This window comes from uncultured Tenacibaculum sp. (genome assembly GCF_947504135.1).
Taxonomy (GTDB): domain Bacteria; phylum Bacteroidota; class Bacteroidia; order Flavobacteriales; family Flavobacteriaceae; genus Polaribacter.
In genome coordinates this window covers 480,956-498,904 of sequence record NZ_CANNGG010000002.1, presented here as the reverse complement: position 1 = coordinate 498,904, position 17,949 = coordinate 480,956, and the positions used below count along the sequence as shown (strand labels likewise).

At 31.9% G+C, this 17,949-nt stretch carries 17 protein-coding genes; 4 read left to right on the top strand and 13 right to left on the bottom strand.

Annotation, left to right across the window (positions count from 1 at the left end; translation table 11 throughout):
- Window positions 1-14: 14 nt before the first annotated feature.
- The 7 genes from Q0663_RS05730 to Q0663_RS05700 all read right to left on the bottom strand — a co-directional run bounded on the left by Q0663_RS05730 (window position 15) and on the right by Q0663_RS05700 (window position 6,946).
- Window positions 15-692, bottom strand: coding sequence for a metal-dependent hydrolase (locus Q0663_RS05730; protein ID WP_299007774.1), 678 nt, complete (start codon window positions 690-692; stop codon window positions 15-17).
- A 53-nt stretch (window positions 693-745) separates the two neighbouring features.
- A complete protein-coding gene (locus Q0663_RS05725; RefSeq protein ID WP_299007773.1) occupies window positions 746-1,570 on the bottom strand; it encodes a DUF4349 domain-containing protein in 825 nt (274 codons plus the stop codon).
- Window positions 1,571-1,585: 15 nt separating this feature from the next.
- Window positions 1,586-2,536 (bottom strand): 1,4-dihydroxy-2-naphthoate octaprenyltransferase, encoded by a 951-nt coding sequence (gene menA, locus Q0663_RS05720; RefSeq protein WP_299007770.1) that lies wholly within the window; start codon window positions 2,534-2,536, stop codon window positions 1,586-1,588.
- Between the two features lie 56 nt (window positions 2,537-2,592).
- A complete protein-coding gene (locus Q0663_RS05715; RefSeq protein ID WP_299007767.1) occupies window positions 2,593-3,372 on the bottom strand; it encodes a (Fe-S)-binding protein in 780 nt (259 codons plus the stop codon).
- Between the two features lie 91 nt (window positions 3,373-3,463).
- Complete coding sequence (locus Q0663_RS05710; RefSeq protein WP_299007764.1) at window positions 3,464-4,783, bottom strand: 4Fe-4S dicluster domain-containing protein; 1,320 nt, start codon at window positions 4,781-4,783, stop codon at window positions 3,464-3,466.
- Between the two features lie 43 nt (window positions 4,784-4,826).
- On the bottom strand, window positions 4,827-5,792 hold the full coding sequence (locus Q0663_RS05705; RefSeq protein ID WP_299007761.1) for an MlaD family protein: 966 nt from the start codon (window positions 5,790-5,792) through the stop codon (window positions 4,827-4,829).
- Between the two features lie 65 nt (window positions 5,793-5,857).
- Complete coding sequence (locus Q0663_RS05700; protein WP_299007758.1) at window positions 5,858-6,946, bottom strand: N-acetylmuramoyl-L-alanine amidase; 1,089 nt, start codon at window positions 6,944-6,946, stop codon at window positions 5,858-5,860.
- A gap of 169 nt (window positions 6,947-7,115) precedes the next feature.
- Here Q0663_RS05700 and Q0663_RS05695 point away from each other — a divergent pair, with 169 nt between their 5' ends.
- Window positions 7,116-9,812 carry a putative LPS assembly protein LptD gene (locus Q0663_RS05695; RefSeq protein ID WP_299007756.1) on the top strand — a complete coding sequence of 899 codons (2,697 nt, stop codon included), beginning with the start codon at window positions 7,116-7,118 and terminating at the stop codon, window positions 9,810-9,812.
- Window positions 9,813-9,858: 46 nt separating this feature from the next.
- On the top strand, window positions 9,859-10,239 hold the full coding sequence (locus Q0663_RS05690; RefSeq protein ID WP_299007753.1) for a RidA family protein: 381 nt from the start codon (window positions 9,859-9,861) through the stop codon (window positions 10,237-10,239).
- A gap of 157 nt (window positions 10,240-10,396) precedes the next feature.
- Here the strand turns inward: Q0663_RS05690 and Q0663_RS05685 are convergent, their stop codons facing one another.
- The 4 genes from Q0663_RS05685 to Q0663_RS05670 form a co-directional block, all read right to left on the bottom strand.
- The gene (locus Q0663_RS05685; RefSeq protein WP_274633481.1) at window positions 10,397-10,759 is read right to left on the bottom strand and encodes a methylglyoxal synthase; all 363 of its coding nucleotides are present in this window, start codon (window positions 10,757-10,759) and stop codon (window positions 10,397-10,399) included.
- 66 nt (window positions 10,760-10,825) lie between these two features.
- Complete coding sequence (gap, locus tag Q0663_RS05680) at window positions 10,826-11,818, bottom strand: type I glyceraldehyde-3-phosphate dehydrogenase (RefSeq protein ID WP_274633480.1); 993 nt, start codon at window positions 11,816-11,818, stop codon at window positions 10,826-10,828.
- A gap of 23 nt (window positions 11,819-11,841) precedes the next feature.
- Complete coding sequence (gene pfkA / locus Q0663_RS05675; RefSeq protein ID WP_125067863.1) at window positions 11,842-12,825, bottom strand: 6-phosphofructokinase; 984 nt, start codon at window positions 12,823-12,825, stop codon at window positions 11,842-11,844.
- Window positions 12,826-13,031: 206 nt separating this feature from the next.
- The gene (locus Q0663_RS05670; protein ID WP_299007746.1) at window positions 13,032-14,402 is read right to left on the bottom strand and encodes a tetratricopeptide repeat protein; all 1,371 of its coding nucleotides are present in this window, start codon (window positions 14,400-14,402) and stop codon (window positions 13,032-13,034) included.
- 207 nt (window positions 14,403-14,609) lie between these two features.
- Here Q0663_RS05670 and Q0663_RS05665 point away from each other — a divergent pair, with 207 nt between their 5' ends.
- Window positions 14,610-14,951, top strand: a complete 342-nt coding sequence (locus Q0663_RS05665; RefSeq protein WP_299007743.1) for a DUF2853 family protein — start codon at window positions 14,610-14,612, stop codon at window positions 14,949-14,951.
- A gap of 88 nt (window positions 14,952-15,039) precedes the next feature.
- Window positions 15,040-16,464, top strand: a complete 1,425-nt coding sequence (locus Q0663_RS05660; protein WP_299007741.1) for an L-serine ammonia-lyase — start codon at window positions 15,040-15,042, stop codon at window positions 16,462-16,464.
- 6 nt (window positions 16,465-16,470) lie between these two features.
- Here Q0663_RS05660 and Q0663_RS05655 read toward each other — a convergent pair whose 3' ends face one another.
- Both Q0663_RS05655 and yaaA read right to left on the bottom strand, forming a co-directional pair.
- Window positions 16,471-17,109, bottom strand: a complete 639-nt coding sequence (locus Q0663_RS05655; protein WP_299007738.1) for an ElyC/SanA/YdcF family protein — start codon at window positions 17,107-17,109, stop codon at window positions 16,471-16,473.
- On the bottom strand, window positions 17,110-17,868 hold the full coding sequence (gene yaaA / locus Q0663_RS05650; RefSeq protein WP_299007733.1) for a peroxide stress protein YaaA: 759 nt from the start codon (window positions 17,866-17,868) through the stop codon (window positions 17,110-17,112). It lies immediately after the preceding gene.
- Window positions 17,869-17,949 lie beyond the last annotated feature (81 nt).

Below are 17,949 nucleotides of genomic sequence, written 5' to 3'. Positions count from 1 at the left end.
TCTAAAATAACCTCTTAAATAGTTATTGTTTCTCCTATTTCTAAAATCACTAATTCTTTTTTAGCTTGCGTAAACTTTTCTTTCGCATCATCAACATCAATTGTTATTGGAGGAAAAGTGTTAAAATGGCAACCAATTACTTTATTACAAATTACCAAATCACTCGCTATAATAGCATCGTCTACTCCCATTGTGAAATTATCTCCTATTGGAAAAATTGACGCTGTAAGGTTTGTTCCCATCGGTATTAACTGCATATCCATAGTAACAGCAGTGTCACCTGAAACATACAATGACTTTTCTCCTGCTGTGATTACAAACCCACCTGGTTGACCACCATAGCTTCCATCTGCAAAAGACGAAGTATGAATAGCGTTTACATATTTAGCAGAAAATGTATCGTTTTTATAAGTACCTCCGTGATTTACAGGATGTCCTTTTAAATTCTTTGCTCCGTAATACATTACGATTTCATAATTAGAAACTATAGTAGCTCCTGTTCTTTCTGCGATACGCTCAACATCTAACACATGATCTTGATGTGCATGTGTAAGTAATATATAGTCTGCTTTTACTTCATCTACATTAATATGTGATGCTAAAGGGTTTCCTGTTATAAAAGGATCTATTAATACGTGGGTTCCGTCGATTTCAATACCGAAACATGCGTGACCATAAAAAGTGATTTTCATCTTTTTGTTTTTAGTTTTAATATGATAAGATGTCACCTTTAATTACAAAGGCTTTATTCTTTCTTTCGTTTAATTCGTTTTTTAATAAATATAACTAGTAAGGTGATTAACAATATAAATGGCCAAATATTTACCAAACCAATAAAGAACCACTTTATGTTATCTATTCCATTACCAAAAGCATCAGCTATACGTCTTCCAAAACTTTTAGAATACGCTTTGCTTATTTCTGTTTTATAAAATCGGATTGTTAAGGTTGAATAGGATACTTGATTTTGTAAATATTTTAGGCGACCTTCCATCGATTCTATTTCTGATCTTACCTTGTTTAATTCTCTTTCTACCTCTATAATTTCTTTTACCGAAGAGGCTTTTTTTAATATCTCACTATAACGCTGCTCTAACTCTTTTTTTACTTTTAAACGAGCTTCAACATCTAAAAACTGCTCTGTTACATCATTTACAGATATGTTTTTATTATCAAATCGTGCTACTTTTGAAGAAATTTCATTCAAAAAAGCATCAAAATTTTTAGAAGGAATTCTAACAGTTAAATTGGTCGTAATACTTTGTGAAGATTTGTATTCATTATCGGTAGAGATATAACCGTTGTATTTTTTTAATACTTGTTCTATGTGGTTTCTTGTTGCAGATAAATCATTTGTCTCAAAAGATACATTTCCAGTTTTAATTAATTTTCTTTCAACTACTGGAGCTTCATTATTTCCTTTTAACTCTACTGATTCTTCTATATCTTTATCAATTACCATATTCCCTAAAGCCTTATTATTACCATAAGACTCAAGGTTTTTGCCTCCGTCATTACAAGCCGTTAATAAAACAACAGCTACAAAAAGATTTAAAATTTTTTTCGTCATATTTTTTCAGGGAAGTTACAAAATTTGCCCCAATCCAAATAAAATTGAAAATAAAAAGGTACTTAATGCTACTTTTTTTAGCTCTCCATCTAACAACGCTTCTTCTTTATTTTTGTACACAAAAAACAGATGTTTTGCCAAAGGAATGTAAGCTACAATAAATAGAAATTGAGTTGGTGAGTGATCCTTGATAACCACATATAACAATGCAAAAAGAAATGATGCGATAATTAAAAAGTAGTGATACATTTTTGCCGATTCAGATCCCATTTTCACTACCAACGTGTTTTTTCCTGATTTAGCATCATTCTCTCTATCTCGCATGTTATTTAAATTCAACACTGCTGTACTTAATAATCCGACAGTTATTGCGGGTAAAAAAATGATAAAGTTTAGATCTTTAGTGTATAAAAAGTACGTTCCTACTACTGCTAACAATCCGAAAAAGATAAAAACGAAAACATCTCCAAATCCACTGTAACCATAGGCAGATTTACCTACTGTATATTTTATAGCAGCTATGATAGATGCAATTCCTAATCCGAAGAAAATTACTGAATATAAAAAGTTGTCTTTGCCAAAGGAAACATAAATCAGTAGCAATGCTATAATAGTTGTAATGGCTCCTGTAATAATCATTGCTAACTTCATTTGTTTTGGAGTAATTGTTCCTGAAGCTACCATACGTGCTTCCCCTTCTCTTTCATTATCCGTACCTTTTACTCCATCTCCGTAATCATTCGCAAAATTAGAAAGTACTTGAAATCCAATAGTAGTTAAAATGGCTAACCAGAAGATTGGAGATTCAAATATGTTTTTGTTTCCTATATTTATAGTTGTGTCAAATAAATCTAAAGATGCCTTCAAAAAAGATTCATTCGCCCCTAAAAAGGCTCCAACAATAATCCCTGAAACAGAAAGAGGTAATGTACGTAAACGTGCTGCTTTTATGTAGTTTTTAATCATTCTTAAAAATAAGATTCCCGCTTTCGCGGGAATAACACAATTTATATTTTTTACTATTACAAATTATTAGCCTCTGCAATTAACTCTGCAATATCTTTTACTTCTATTTGTGCTTCTTTTTCTTTGAATTTTACACCATCAGTCATCATGGTATTACAGTAAGGACATCCGGTAGCTATAATTTGTGGATTCGTTTCTAAAGCATCTTCTGTTCTTAATACATTAATATCCTTATCTCCTTTTTCAGGTTCTTTAAACATTTGTGCTCCTCCTGCTCCACAACATAATGCAGTTGACTTATGACGTTTCATTTCAGTCACCTTTACTCCTAAACGACGAATTAACTCACGTGGACTTTCATATACATCATTTGCACGTCCTAAATAACATGGGTCGTGATACGTTAAACGCTTACCGTTTAAATTTTCGTCTTCAATAGTTAAACGCCCTTCTTTAATTAACTTACTAATATACTGAGTGTGGTGATATACTTTATACTTACCTCCTAATCCTGGATATTCATTTTTTAAGGTATTAAATGAATGTGGATCACAAGTAACAATTGTTTTTACTTCGTAAGCATTTAAAACTTCAATATTAGTAACAGCTTGCATTTGAAATAAAAACTCATTTCCGGCGCGCTTTGCTGCGTCTCCTGTTGAACTTTCTTCGGTACCTAATACTGCAAAGTCAACTCCTGCTTGTTGTAATATTTTTACGAAAGCTCTTGTTATTTTTTTTGCTCTATCATCATAACTTCCTGCAGCTCCTACCCAAAACAACACTTCTGGTTGTTTTCCTTGAGCCATCATATCTGCCATTGTTGGTACGTTCATAATTCTTTATCGTTTAATTGTTGAACTATTTTTTTGTTTACAACCTCAAACAGAGGTTACTCTTTAATTTTACGGAATGAAGTAGTTAAAACTACTCTTCGTCTTTCCAGTTTAATCTATCCATTTGACTATACTGCCAAGGTGCTCCGTTATTTTCAATATTAGTCATCATCATATTCAACTCTTGTGGAGCTGCTGATTCTTCCATTACCAAATAACGACGCATATCCATAATGATTGATAATGGATCAATATTTACAGGACATTCTTGTACACAAGCATTACAACTTGTACATGCCCATAGTTCTTCTGGAGTAATATAATCGTTTAATAATTGCTTTCCGTCATCAACAAACGTACCTCCGTTTGCATCAATATTCTTTCCTACTTCTTCTAAACGGTCACGTGTTTTCATCATAATAGCACGTGGTGACAATTCTTTACCTGTTAAGTTTGCAGGACAAGATGATGTACAACGTCCACACTCTGTACAAGTGTAAGCATTCATTAACTGCACCCAGTTTAAATCGGTTACATCTGATGCTCCAAATTTTTCTGGTTCACCTTCATCCTCTCCTTCTTCAGGCATAGCATATGGATCAGCATCTGGGTCCATCATCATTTTTACTTCCTTAGTTACCGCTTCTAAATTATTAAACTGTCCTTTAGGGTTTAAGTTTGCAAAAAACGTATTAGGAAAGGCTAATAAAATATGTAAGTGTTTAGAGTAGTATAAATAGTTTAAGAAAATTAAAATTCCTACGATATGTAACCACCAAGCTGTTTTTTCAATAATATGTAACGATTCATTAGAAAACCCATCAAACCAAGGCGCTACAAATTGAGAAACTACATTTCCTACTCCTGCTTCTTGAAAAGCAACATCTGTTGCATTCATTACTAAAAATAAAGTCATTAATACCATTTCAAAGTATAAAATGATATTACCATCATTTTTAGGCCAACCTTCCATTTCTTTGTTCCAAAAACGTTTTACCTTTTCAATATTTCTTCGGAACCAAAAAACTATTACTGCTATTAAAACTAACAAAGCTAATACTTCAAAACTACCAATTAAGAAACCATATAAAGCATTTCCTAGAATTGGTTGAAAAACACGGTGTGTACCGAATAGTCCATCAATAACGATCTCTAACATTTCGATATTGATTAAAATAAAACCAACATACACAACGATGTGTAAAATACCTGAAACAGGGCGACGTACCATTTTATATTGTCCTAAAGCAATTTTCGCCATGTTTTTCCAACGTTCTGGCTTTCTATCACTTCTATCAATATCTTTTCCTAATTTAATGTTGCGTATCAGCTTACGAACATTTATTACAAAATACCCGATACCTGCAATTAAAATGAGTGCAAAAAAGATGTTTGGTATGTATTTCTCCATCGTTCTTTAATTATTAAGTTTGTTAGATTTATAAAATATGAGTTTATTGGTTACTCACATTTTTGGTATTATTTTCTTCGTTATACGGCTTTGCTTTTTTCCCAAATAATGAGAAGTGTACAAACCGCTTTGGATTTAGTTTCATTTCTCTTAACAATTCTTCTAGTTCTTTAGAAGCATTAGTTAAGTTAGTGTACATCTTTTCATCAGTCATTAACTTTCCTAAAGTTCCTTTTCCTGATTTCATGTCGGCTAATAACGTATTTACGTTCGTCAAAGTTGTTTCTAACTTTTTTACTGACTCTCCTAAATTTGCCTTAGCTAAATCGTCTGAAACTTTTGAAAAATTATCTGTTATTTTCTTCGTGTTTGCTAAAGTAGCGTTTAAGTTTCCTTTATTATCTGCTAATAATGTATTTACAGAAGCTAATGTTTTACGAACATCATAAATAGTTCCTTCCAAACCTTGAATACTTCTATTTAAACTTTTACGAGATTTTTCGTCTAAAACTTGATTTATTCCTATTAACAAAGAATCTGCTCCCACTAAAACATTTTCTAATTTCCCTTGAATTGGGTTTAATTTTTCTCCTACTGATGATATTATATCTAATTCAACCTCTCCTTTTAAATAATCGCCAGATTTAGCTACTTCTCCATCATATTTAGGAACAATTGCTAAATTTTGTCCCCCCATTAAACTTGCTGAATAAATTTTTGCAATACTATTTTTAGAGAAATTAAAATCAGTATCTAATGAGATTTTAACAATTAAGCTTCCTTTTTTATCTGGATTTTCATTGAACCTAATCTCATCTACCTTCCCTACTTTCAACCCATTAATGGTTACAGAACTAGCTTCATTAAGACCATTAATATTGTTGTACTCTACAAAAAAGTGCCTTGCATTAGCGCTGAGTAAGTCTTGTCCTTTTAAGAAATTATAACCCCAAATAAATAACGCAATAACAACGACAGCAACAATTCCTGTTTTTAGTTCTTTAGACATAGAATATATTTATACGAGCGAAAATAATAATAATTTTGAGAGTATAAATATAGAACACCTCTAAATTAACGGTTTTTCAATGCTTCTTTGATAGATATTCGCTTTCCATTTTTAAAAGCTACCACCCAAGCATCTTTATATCCTTTACTCCTAACTTCTGGCAACAACTTTTTTATCCCTGATAAACTTGATGAGTTTCCGTAGTAGTATTTATAGTAATTATCTATAAATAAAAGCTCTATGTTTTTCAACTCTTTAAAAGTTGTTATCGGTAACTTTTTTCTAGAAGCTGCTACTTGAATTTTAAACTCAACTTTTGAAGATGGTTTCTTTGGCGTTGTAACTGCTTTTTCTTCTGGCTTTACTTTTTTTATAACAGGTTTTGATTCTTCATTATCAATTGATGGTGCATTTACAGTAATAGTTTCACTTATTGTATTCAGTTTCACCCTTTCAAAGTATTTTTCTATTGCTTTAGCTATTGATTTTGCCATTTGTAATTGCCCTTTTCTAGAATTTAAAAACTTTCCTTCATTCTTATTAGTTAAGAAGCCTAATTCTATTAAAACACTTGGCATTACAGTTTCTCTTAAGACTAAAAAATTAGCTTGTTTTACCTTTCTGTTATTTCTTTTAAGAGCTACAAAGTTATTTTGTACCAAGCCTGCTATTCCTAAACTATTTTCTAAATTTTCTTCTTGAAGTACAGATAAACCTATAACTGACTCTGGAGAGTTAGGGTCATAATCGTAATTTTGCTTATAGTTATCCTCTAATAAGATTACAGAGTTTTCCTTTTTTGCTATTTCTAAATTTTCTTTATTCCCGCTTAATCCTAATACAAAAGTACTCGCTCCATGAGGTTCTGATTTTCTAAAAGCATCACAGTGAATTGATACAAACAAATCTGCTTTATTATCGTTTGCTATTTTTGCTCGATTGTGTAATTCTATAAAAACATCTTTTTTTCTAGTGTAAAGAACATTAATATCTTTTGAGGTTGACAATTCTTTACCTACATCTAAAGCTACTCTTAAAGCAATGTGTTTTTCTCTAAATCCATTTCCTAAGTTCCCAGGATCTTTTCCTCCATGCCCAGCATCTAACACAACCGTATATTTTTTTTGTGCAAAAACAGACGAGGCTTCTCCCAATAAAACGGTTAGAGAGGTTATAATTATTAATGATATTTTTGAGATATTATATTTACGGAAATTTAAGAATTGCATCAATAAAATTTAACTATTTTTGGATTTTAAAATAAGTGCGTTCAAATAGTACGCCAAAGTTTTTAAATATAACACAAAAATAGTATTAATAATATTGCGAGCAAATTCAACCTACATACTTTTAGCTTTCTGTCTTTTTTATTTTCAATTAAGCTCTGCTCAAGAATTTGGCAAGAAAGAAATTAATTCTATCAACCTTAAAAAAGATTCTATTTCTTTAAGTCCAAAGGACTCTTTAATCACGTTAAAAAATAATGCTCTCATTAACAAAAGAGACACTATTACTACCGATTCTATAAAACCTAAAGAAGTTATTGATGGAATTATTACTCATAACGCAGAAGACTACACCATACAAGATGCAAAAAATAAAACAGTAACTCTTTACAATAAAGCTCATGTTACCTATACTGATATTGATTTAAAAGCTGGAATTATTATCCTAGACTACAAAAACAATATGGTGTACGCTAAGGGAATTAAGGATAGTACAGGCTATCACCAAAGACCACAATTTAAACAAGGCGGACAAGAATCTGAACAAGATTCTATTCTCTTTAACTTCAAGACAAAAAAAGCCTTAGTTTACGGAGTAAAAACGAATCAAGCAGGAATTATAACTTATGGTGAAAAAACAAAACGTATAAATGACTCTACTATTTATATGCGTAGATTACGTTTTACCACATCTCAAAAAAAAATTCCTGATTACTATATACAAACAAACAAAGCAAAATTAGTTCCTGGTAAAAAAATTATTGTAGGAGGAAGTAATTTAGTATTAGCAGATGTACCTACCCCGGTTTATTTACCTTTTGCTTATTTTCCAATGACTAACAAAAGAACTTCAGGTTTTATTATCCCTTCTTGGGGTGAAAGTAATAATCAAGGTTTTTTCTTACAGAACGGAGGTTACTATTTTGCTGTTAGCGATTATTTTGATTTAACAACTTTAGCTGACTTGTATACCAACGGAAGTTGGGGTTTAAATGCTACTTCTAATTATTATGTTCGTTATAAATTTAGCGGAAACTTTAGCGTTCGTTATGAAAATATTATACGAGGAATTCGTGGTTTGAGTGATTATAACAAGTCAACAAATTTTAATATCCGTTGGAGTCATAGTCAGGATTCTAAAGCGAACCCAAATTCTCGTTTTTCTGCCTCTGTTAACTTAGGAAGTAGTAAATATTACCGTCAGTCTTTAAATGAATTTAATAGTTCTCAATTTTTAAATAACACATTAAGTTCATCTGTTTCTTACTATACAAAATTTGTAGGTACGCCTTTTAACTTGAGTGTAACAGCTACTCACTCGCAGAACACCAATACCGAAACAATTACCATGACTTTACCTTCTTTACAGTTAAACATGGATCGTATTTATCCTTTTGCTGGTAAAAATGGCGTAAAAAAGAATCCTATTCAAAAAATGGGGTTGAATTATAGCATGCAAGGACAGTATCAAATCAACACTACTGATGATGAGTTTTTTACTGCTAAAATGTTTCAAACTGCTAAAAAAGGAATACAGCACAACTTAAGTACGAATACCAGTTTAAAAGCTTTTAAATACTTTACTTTATCACCAAGTGTGAGTTATAAAGATATTTGGTATTTTGATCAAATTAAGAAACGTTATGACCCTACCGCTATCAACAAAGATGGTAATATAGGAGCTGCTGTTAATGATACCATTAGCGGATTTACTCGTTATAACGAATACAATTTTGGAGTTTCATTATCTACAAACATCTATGGTACATTTAACTTTAAAAAAGGACGTTTAAAAGCCATTCGTCATACGATTAGACCGTCTATTTCATACGGATATCGTCCTAATTTTGCTGATGATTACGACTTAACAGTTCGTCAAAGTTCAGACCCAAGTGATCTATTAACCTATTCTCCTTTTGAAGGAGGTATTTATGGAACTCCTGGAAGCGGAGTTTCAAACTCTATTGGAATTTCTGTTAACAACGTTTTAGAAGCTAAAGTAGCCCCAAAAGACCCCGATAGTGATGAAGAAGATAAAAAAATCACCATTCTTAACAACTTGAATTTTAGCACAAGTTACAATATCGCTGCTGATAGTTTACGTTGGGCTCCTGTAAGAGCCAATGCTGGTACGCGTCTTTTTAAAGATAAACTTGCCTTAAACATGAACGCTACTTTCGATCCTTATCAAGTCAACAGTAAAGGACAAAGAATAAATAAATTTAACAGTAGTCTTCTTAGACTGACAAACGTAGGAGTAACAGCAAACTATTCTATTTCTAGTAAAGATTTTGAAAAAAATAAAGATGGTAAAGATGACTCAAGTAATAAAAATGGAAATGGGGCCCAAGACACCCCTGATGTTTTTGGTGAAGGCATAGGACCTACCAATGGTTTTCCTAACGACAGTAATAAAAACAACGAAAGTGAAACAAAAGAAACTGAGTTATACAGAGCTAAAATACCTTGGACTCTTAACTTGGCTTATTCCATGAGTTATACCAATAACGGATTAACAAGTAAAATAGGTAACAATACATTAATGTTTAGTGGTGATGTTGAACTTTCTCCTAAATGGAAAGTTGGTTTCTCTTCAGGATATGATATTAAAGACAATGCCTTTACCTATACAAGATTAAACTTTTCTAGAGATTTAGATAGTTGGCGATTCAATTTTAACTGGACTCCTTTCGGAATCAATTCTTCGTACAATTTCTTTATTGGAGTAAAATCTTCTGTGTTAAGCGACTTAAAGTGGGATAAAAACAAACCACCAGATAGAGTACTTTTTTAGGCTGTTAGCTTAAGTAACTTTTTTGAAACCTTGAAACTTACATAAAATGAAAAAAATAATCACAACAAACAAAGCTCCTGCTCCAATTGGTCCATATAACCAAGCTGTACTTAGTGGAAATACTTTATACACTTCAGGACAAATAGCGATTAACCCTGAAACTGGTGAATTAGTTTTAGATTCTATTGAAGCAGAAACCAAACAAGTAATGCAAAACATGAAAGAAGTATTAGCTGCTGCTGGTATGACTTTTGAAAACGTTATCAAAACTTCTATTTTTATTTCAGATATGCATAACTTTTCAAAAATTAATGCTGTTTACGGTGAGTATTTTGACGATGCTACAGCTCCTGCTCGTGAAACAGTAGAAGTTGCTAACCTCCCAAAGTTTGTAAATGTAGAAATTAGTATGATTGCTGTTAAATAGCTTTAAATTTAGGTTGATTCTTAACCTTTAAAAAGCTAACTTCGCTATCAGTGGATATAAGTCATTAAAACGAACTCATATCCTCAAACTTGATAGCGAAACATTTCAATAAATCACTAATAAAAAGAGAAACAATTATATGTTTCTCTTTTTTCTTTTAAATCGCTTTTATTAATAATTCCGCTGTTGATGGATTTGTAGCTAACGGAACATCATGTACATCACACAAACGCATTAACATAGAAATATCTGGTTCGTGTGGATGCTTTGCTAAAGGGTCTCTAAAAAATAATACCATTTGACATTTTCCTTCTGCTACTCTACCAGCAATTTGCGCATCGCCTCCTATAGGTCCTGATAAAAACTTCATCACTTCAAAACCCGCTTTTTCTGCCTTTTCACCAGTTGTTCCTGTTGAAATCAGTTGAATTCTTTTTTGATGTAAAACTTCTTTGTGTTCATTTAAAAACTGAACCATTTCAGCTTTCATTCCATCATGTGCTATAATTGCTATTTCCATAAATAGTGTTTAAAAAAGTATTCCCGCCAAAAGCGGGAATACAATATTACAAAATATTTTATGCTTTTATAAAGAAGCCGAATACTCTAATAAATCTACAATTTTAGTAGCATATCCATACTCATTATCATACCAAGAAATTACTTTAAAAAAGTTTTCGTTTAACTCTAAACAAGCATCAGCATCAATTACAGAAGTTCTTGTTTCTGAAACAAAGTCTTGTGACACCACCTCATCTTCAGTATATCCAATAATCCCTTTAAACTCTCCTTCTGAAGCCTCTTTTAATGTTGCTAAAATTTCTTTTAACGAAGTCGCTTTATCTGTTCTAAACGTTAAATCTACTAAAGAAACATCTGCCACAGGAACTCTAACTGCCATACCCGTTAATTTACCTTCTAACTCTGGAATAACTTTCGTTACTGCTTTTGCCGCCCCTGTTGACGTAGGAATAATATTATTTACTACCGAACGTCCTCTTCTCCATTTCTTATTAGGTCCGTCAACGGTGTTTTGTGTTGATGTTGCTGCATGAACCGTAGTCATCAAACCTTCTTTTAACCCAAAATTATCGTGGATAACTTTTGTTAATGGTCCTAAACAGTTTGTAGTACATGAAGCATTTGAAAAAATAGTTTCATCAGCTGTTAACTCTTTATGATTTACTCCCATTACATACATATTAGCATCTTTTGAAGGTGCTGAAATAATTACTTTCTTCGCTCCTCCTGTAATATGCATTGCTGCTTTATCTTTATCTGTAAAAAAACCTGTAGATTCGATTACATACTCTGCTCCTGCTTCATTCCATTTAAGGTTCTCAGGGTTTCTTTCTGCAGTAATTCTTATTGTTTGTCCATTTACAACTAAATTTCCATCTTTCACTTCAACATCTCCTTCAAATCGTCCATGAACAGAGTCATACTTCAACAAATAGGCTAAATAATCTACATCTAACAAATCGTTAATAGCCACAACTTGAACGTTGTCTCTTTTCATTGCAGAACGGAATGCTAATCGACCAATTCTTCCAAATCCGTTAATTCCTATTTTTATCATTATTTAAAATTTTATATTCTTGTTTAAGTGGTCATAATATCTGATACGCGTAATAATTCGGTATCAATATTATGTTGACCTTTGATTGCTTTTTCTAAATCGGTAGCAATTACTTTATTGTCTTTTAATCCTACCATCAAGTTTGTCTTTCCATCAAGTAAAAGTTCTACAGCACTTACTCCTAATCTACTTGCTAAAACTCTATCAAAACATGATGGAGAACCTCCTCGCTGCATATGTCCTAACACAGAAACCCTTACTTCATATTCAGGTAAGTTTTCTTCTACATAATCAGCTAATTCAAATACATTTTTACCAGTTTTATCTCCTTCCGAAACGACTACGATACTTGACGATTTTCCTGATCTTCTACTCTTCTTCAAGGATTCCAACATCCTTTCTAACCCTAAGTCTTCTTCAGGAATTAAAATCTCTTCTGCTCCTGCTCCAACACCAGCGTTTAATGCTATAAATCCTGCATCACGCCCCATAACCTCAACAAAGAAAAGTCTATTATGAGAAGATGCAGTATCTCTAATTTTATCAATTGCTTCTACTGCTGTATTCAAAGCTGTATCGTAACCAAGTGTATGACTTGTTCCTGAAATATCATTATCTATGGTTCCAGGAATCCCTATTATAGGGAAATTGAACTCTTTATTAAAAATCACTCCTCCTGTAAAAGAACCATCTCCACCAATTACCACCAAAGCATCTACATTGTTCTTTTTTAGACTTTCATAGGCTTTTTGCCTTCCTTCTTTAGTTCTAAAATCTTTTGACCGAGCCGATTTTAATATCGTTCCTCCTTTATGAATAATATTATTTACACTCCTAGCGGTTAAAGGGATTAAATCTCCTTCTATCAATCCTTGATACCCTCTGTAAATTCCCATACAATCTGTACGATAATAAGCACAAGTCCTCACAACAGATCGTATCGCGGCATTCATTCCTGGAGCATCCCCTCCAGAAGTCATCACTGCTATTTTTTTAATTTTTCTCATAAAACGAATATCAAATTTACTCAATTTTAGTCATTTTTAAACAAAAAACAATGATTTCATTTTTACTTTTTAATCGAAATTTAACGTTTCATTTTGTTTGGTTGCTTTTATTCAACAAATTGAACCTGCTATAATCTTTCACTTCTAAAATAAAAAAGAGCCAGTTAAAAAACTAGCTCTTATCTTTTTTAATAAATAACTTTTATTTATTGTACTGCTTTATTGTATTTAGAAACAACTTCTTGCACTTTTTCATTATCAAAAACAGTAGGGTATAACTCTTTTATAATGGTATGATACTCAAAATCGATTTCTAAAGCATTTTGCAAGTGAGTTAAACTATACTCTTTCTTTCCTAAAATCATAAACAAACCGCACAGTCTGTATTCTATCTCAGCAAACTCCTTATAAGTCTTTTTAGCTTTTATTAAAGTACTCAAAGCTTCATTAAACTCACCTAGAAATAACAGAATATCTGCTAATGCTACATAAATTTCTATTTCTCTATCACCAAGATCCAAACAAGTATTGAAAGCTTTGACTGCTTCTTCATAAAAACCTAGCTTTAAATTAATATCTCCATATCGTCTCCAATACAACACATTTCCTTCATCTATTTGAATCGCTTTATTAATGTAGTGTAGCGCTTTTTGGTAACTCTCTTGGTTATAACAAGCATTCGTTAATAAAACCCATCCGCGATCTAACAGTGGATCTTCATGTACTGCTTTTTTATAGAAATGTATTGCTATCTGTACATTATTAAGCTTTTCGTAACACTCTCCTATTCTTATATAAGCATAAGCTGTAGGATCATCTAGTTCTAGTGTGACCGAATAATTCTCTATAGCTTCTTCATAACGTTTTAGCTCTTCTAGGGTTTTTGCTTTTTCTAAATATCCACCTATAAAACTATCATCAATAAGTACTGCATAGTCAAAAGCTGTTAATGCTTCCTTAAACATTCCTAGTTCAAAATATTGCTTTCCTAATTGATGCCACGCAACTTCACAATAAGGATTTTTATCTAAGTATACATTTAAAAACCGTATTGCTTCTTCGTGGTTTTCTTCCATATCAAAGCAATATACAATGTTATATAATGAAGAATAATCTTCATAATCTACCTCAATACATTTAGCAAAGTTTAAACGTGCATTTTCAAAATCATCTAAATAAAGATACTCCATCCCAATCATAGACCAGATATCAGCAGGATCTTCAATATACTGTATAGACTCCTTTAAAATTGCTATAGCTTCTGTGTGTTGCTTCTTTTTAGATAAGATGATTGCTTTTTGGATAAATACCTCATCGTTATGAGGCTCTACCGCTTCTATGTTAGAAAGCATCTTAATTGCTTCTGCCAATTTATCTTCAAAAATTAAAATTTCTACTTTCATTAATTTTAATTGAATCGAAGAAGGATGCTGTTCCAATCCAAGTTGTACCGCTTTTTTTGCCAATGATTGTTTCCCTACATTTAAATAATGCTCTACGATTGTTTCAAACTCGACTGCATCAAAAAAATATACTTCATTGGTTTTCAACATAGATTCAAATTTTGATAATGACATAAGCTAAAGATTTGAATTTACTTTAAAGTTACAACAAGAACAATACCCTTTTAACAAAAAAACTAATTGTTTTCAACAATTTAATTAACAAAATATACGTTAAAAGCTTATTAACTCTAAGATGCTTGAAAGAACCAATTATTTTCCTATATTTGAAAGAATTAAAAAATTCAAGAGAATTTAACATCTAATTTTAAACAAAAAATCATGAGTAAATTTGACGAAAAAGTAGCACTTTATAAGAAGTTCATGGACGATAGAGACATTCGTTCAAACACCGATTTATTAACTGCTGTAACTAAAGGTTTAGGGCCTTCTATCTATAAAAACGATGCTGAAACAGTATCTGGTAGTGACCCTAAAGAATTAGAAACTGTAAAGAAAAACTTCTTAATTAAAAAACTAGGATTAGATGATAGTCCTGCTTTAGATAAGGCCATTGATGAAGTAATGGAAAGAATCGGTAGGTCAGAAAGAAACAAGTACCGTGCGGTAGTGTACTACATGTTAGTTAAGAAATTTGACAAAGAGTCTATTTACGGAATGTAATAACATTCTTTTAAGAAATATAAGTCCTGTATTTAAGTTTTAAATACAGGATTTTTTTATTTTAGCCACCAACAAACAACTTATATTTATGTCGCAATTTATTAGCGTTTTTGATATGCTTAAAATTGGGGTGGGACCTTCAAGCTCCCATACCCTTGGTCCTTGGAGAGCAGCACAACAATGGATACACAAATTAAAAGAAACAAATGAGTTTCTTTTAATTGAAGAAATAAAAGTAGACTTGTATGGCTCTCTTTCATTAACAGGCAAAGGGCATGCGACAGATTTAGCTGTTTTATTAGGTTTAAGTGGTGCTGATCCGGAATACATTCCTATTGAAACAATCGATGTTATTATTAGTGATATACAAACCAAAGAGCTTTTGTTTTTTAACAATGAAAGAAATATTGCTTTTGCCAATGGCTCAGTAACATTCAATAAGGAGTTTTTACCTTTTCATGCCAATGGAATGACTTTTAGAGGATATGCTAACGGTGTAGAAATTTCTACAGAAACATACTATTCTATCGGTGGAGGTTTTATTGTACAAGAAGATGATAATCTTGCTGAAGATATTGAAATTAATAAACAAAACTTTCCATTTCCAATCAACAGAGCTACTGAGCTTGAAGCTTATTGTGAAAAGGAAAGGTTAAACATTTCTGACATAGTTTACCAAAACGAACTTGTAATTAATTCTGCTGAAGAAATAGATAAAGAGTTACATCGTGTATGGAGTACAATGTTAGAGTGTATGTACATAGGTTGCCATACTCAAGGAACTTTACCTGGTGGATTAAATGTAAAGCGACGTGCATTTGAAACACACCAAAAACTTATTAAAGATGCTCAATACACTAATCAACAAGAATGGATTACTGCTATTAGAGGCACCGAAGTTAAGTTTCGTGAAATTTTAAAATGGGTAAGCTGTTTAGCATTATCTGTTAACGAAGTAAATGCTGCTTTAGGTAGAGTTGTTACCGCTCCTACTAATGGAAGTGCTGGAGTTATTCCTGCTGTAATCATGTATTACTTAGTAATAGAAAACCACAATGCTACTTTTGAACATGTTAAAAAGTTCTTACTTGTTGCTGGGGAAATAGGAAGTATCTTTAAGAAGAATGCTACAATTTCTGCAGCTATGGGTGGTTGTCAGGCTGAAATTGGTGTTTCCTCTGCAATGGCCGCTGCTGCATTAACAGAATTGTTAGGCGGAACCCCGTCTCAATGCTTAGTTGCTGCTGAAATTGCCATGGAACATCATTTAGGACTTACATGCGATCCTATTGGCGGATTAGTACAAGTGCCTTGTATTGAACGTAATGCTATGGGAGCCATTAAAGCTATTAACGCTGCTGAATTAGCTTTAGAAACAAACCCAAAAGAATCTAAAGTTCCTTTAGACAAAGTAGTTGATACCATGTGGGAAACAGCTAAAGATATGAATAGAAATTATAAAGAAACTTCTGAAGGAGGTTTAGCCGTAACTGTACGATTAGCGGACTGTTAATATCTACTATTTTATCTCTATTGGTTCTCCTAAAAATTTAGGTTTTATATTAAAAAATATATCAACAAAAACTTTTACTCTAGCTAAGTATTCTCTTAGCTGGACTTTTATTGCTTTTTTTCCTGAAACTCCTTTAGCATTAAAGGCTATCGCATCAATCTCAAAATGATATGCTAAGTATAAAGCTCTTTCATTATGAAACTGCTGAGATATGATAGTAACTGAAGTCTGCCCGAAAATTTCTTTAATTCTTACTACCGAATCTAACGTTCTAAAACCAGCATAATCTAAATAGATTTTATCTTCAGGAATTCCCGCTTTAATCAAATCATTTTTAAAATCGGTTGGTTCATCATATCCTTCGGAGCCATTATCGCCACTTACTAAAATAAAATCAATTTTTTTAGCTTTGTATAACTCCACAGCAGCATTCAATCTAAATTGATAGTACAAATTCACCCTACCATCAGATAAATACTTTACCGTACCTAATAACAATCCTACTTTATTTTTAGGTATTGTTTCTGTAGTATTAAATAGTTTTTCTTCTGCGTTTTTAATTATTACTTTGTTTGAAACATAAATAGAAGTAACAACTAGTAAACAACTTAAAAGAAAAAGAATAGCAACTTTTTTTCGTTTCATTTATCTTGTAAATACTAATTCAGTTTCGGTAGACATTTCTTCAGAAAAACCATACCCTTCAATATCAAAACCTTTTAACTCTTCTAAAGTTTCTACATTATTGTCTATAATGTAACGTACCATTAATCCCCTCGCTTTTTTAGCAAAAGTCATAATCGTTTTATACTGTCCATTTTTAAAATCTTTAAATACTGGAGTTATCATAGGCACTTTTAATGTTTTCTTAGGAAGTGCTTTAAAATACTCTGTACTTGCCAAGTTGATTAACAACTCACCATCTTCTAACTCTTCATTAAGTGACTCTGCTAATGTAGTATCCCAAAACTTATATAAGTTTTCTCTTCTTCCTACTTTTAACTTAGTCCCCATTTCTAAACGATATGGTTGAATTAAATCTAAAGGCTTTAATAAACCATACAGCCCTGATAAAATTCTCAACTTGTTTTGTAAAACAGGAATCTTATCTTCTGAAATTGAATTAGCATCAATACCTCTATACACTTCACCTGTAAATGCAAACACTGCTTGTTTTGCATTATCTAAAGAAAAAGGAGGTTGCCAATCTTGATTTCTATCATAATTTAAACTTGCCAAATCATCAGAAATCTTCATTAACTCGCTTAATTTTTTTCTTGACAATGTTCTTAACTTCTTATTCAGTTTTTCAGATTGCTCTAAAAACCTAGGTTGTGTATATACATCAGTAGTAGCTTTGCTTTCAAAGTCTAACGATTTTGCTGGTGATATAATAATTTTCATGCTGTAAAATTTAAAGTAAAAATAAGAAGCTATTTTAAAAACATCAATTACTTTAAGTAATTTATATTAATTGTAGTATTG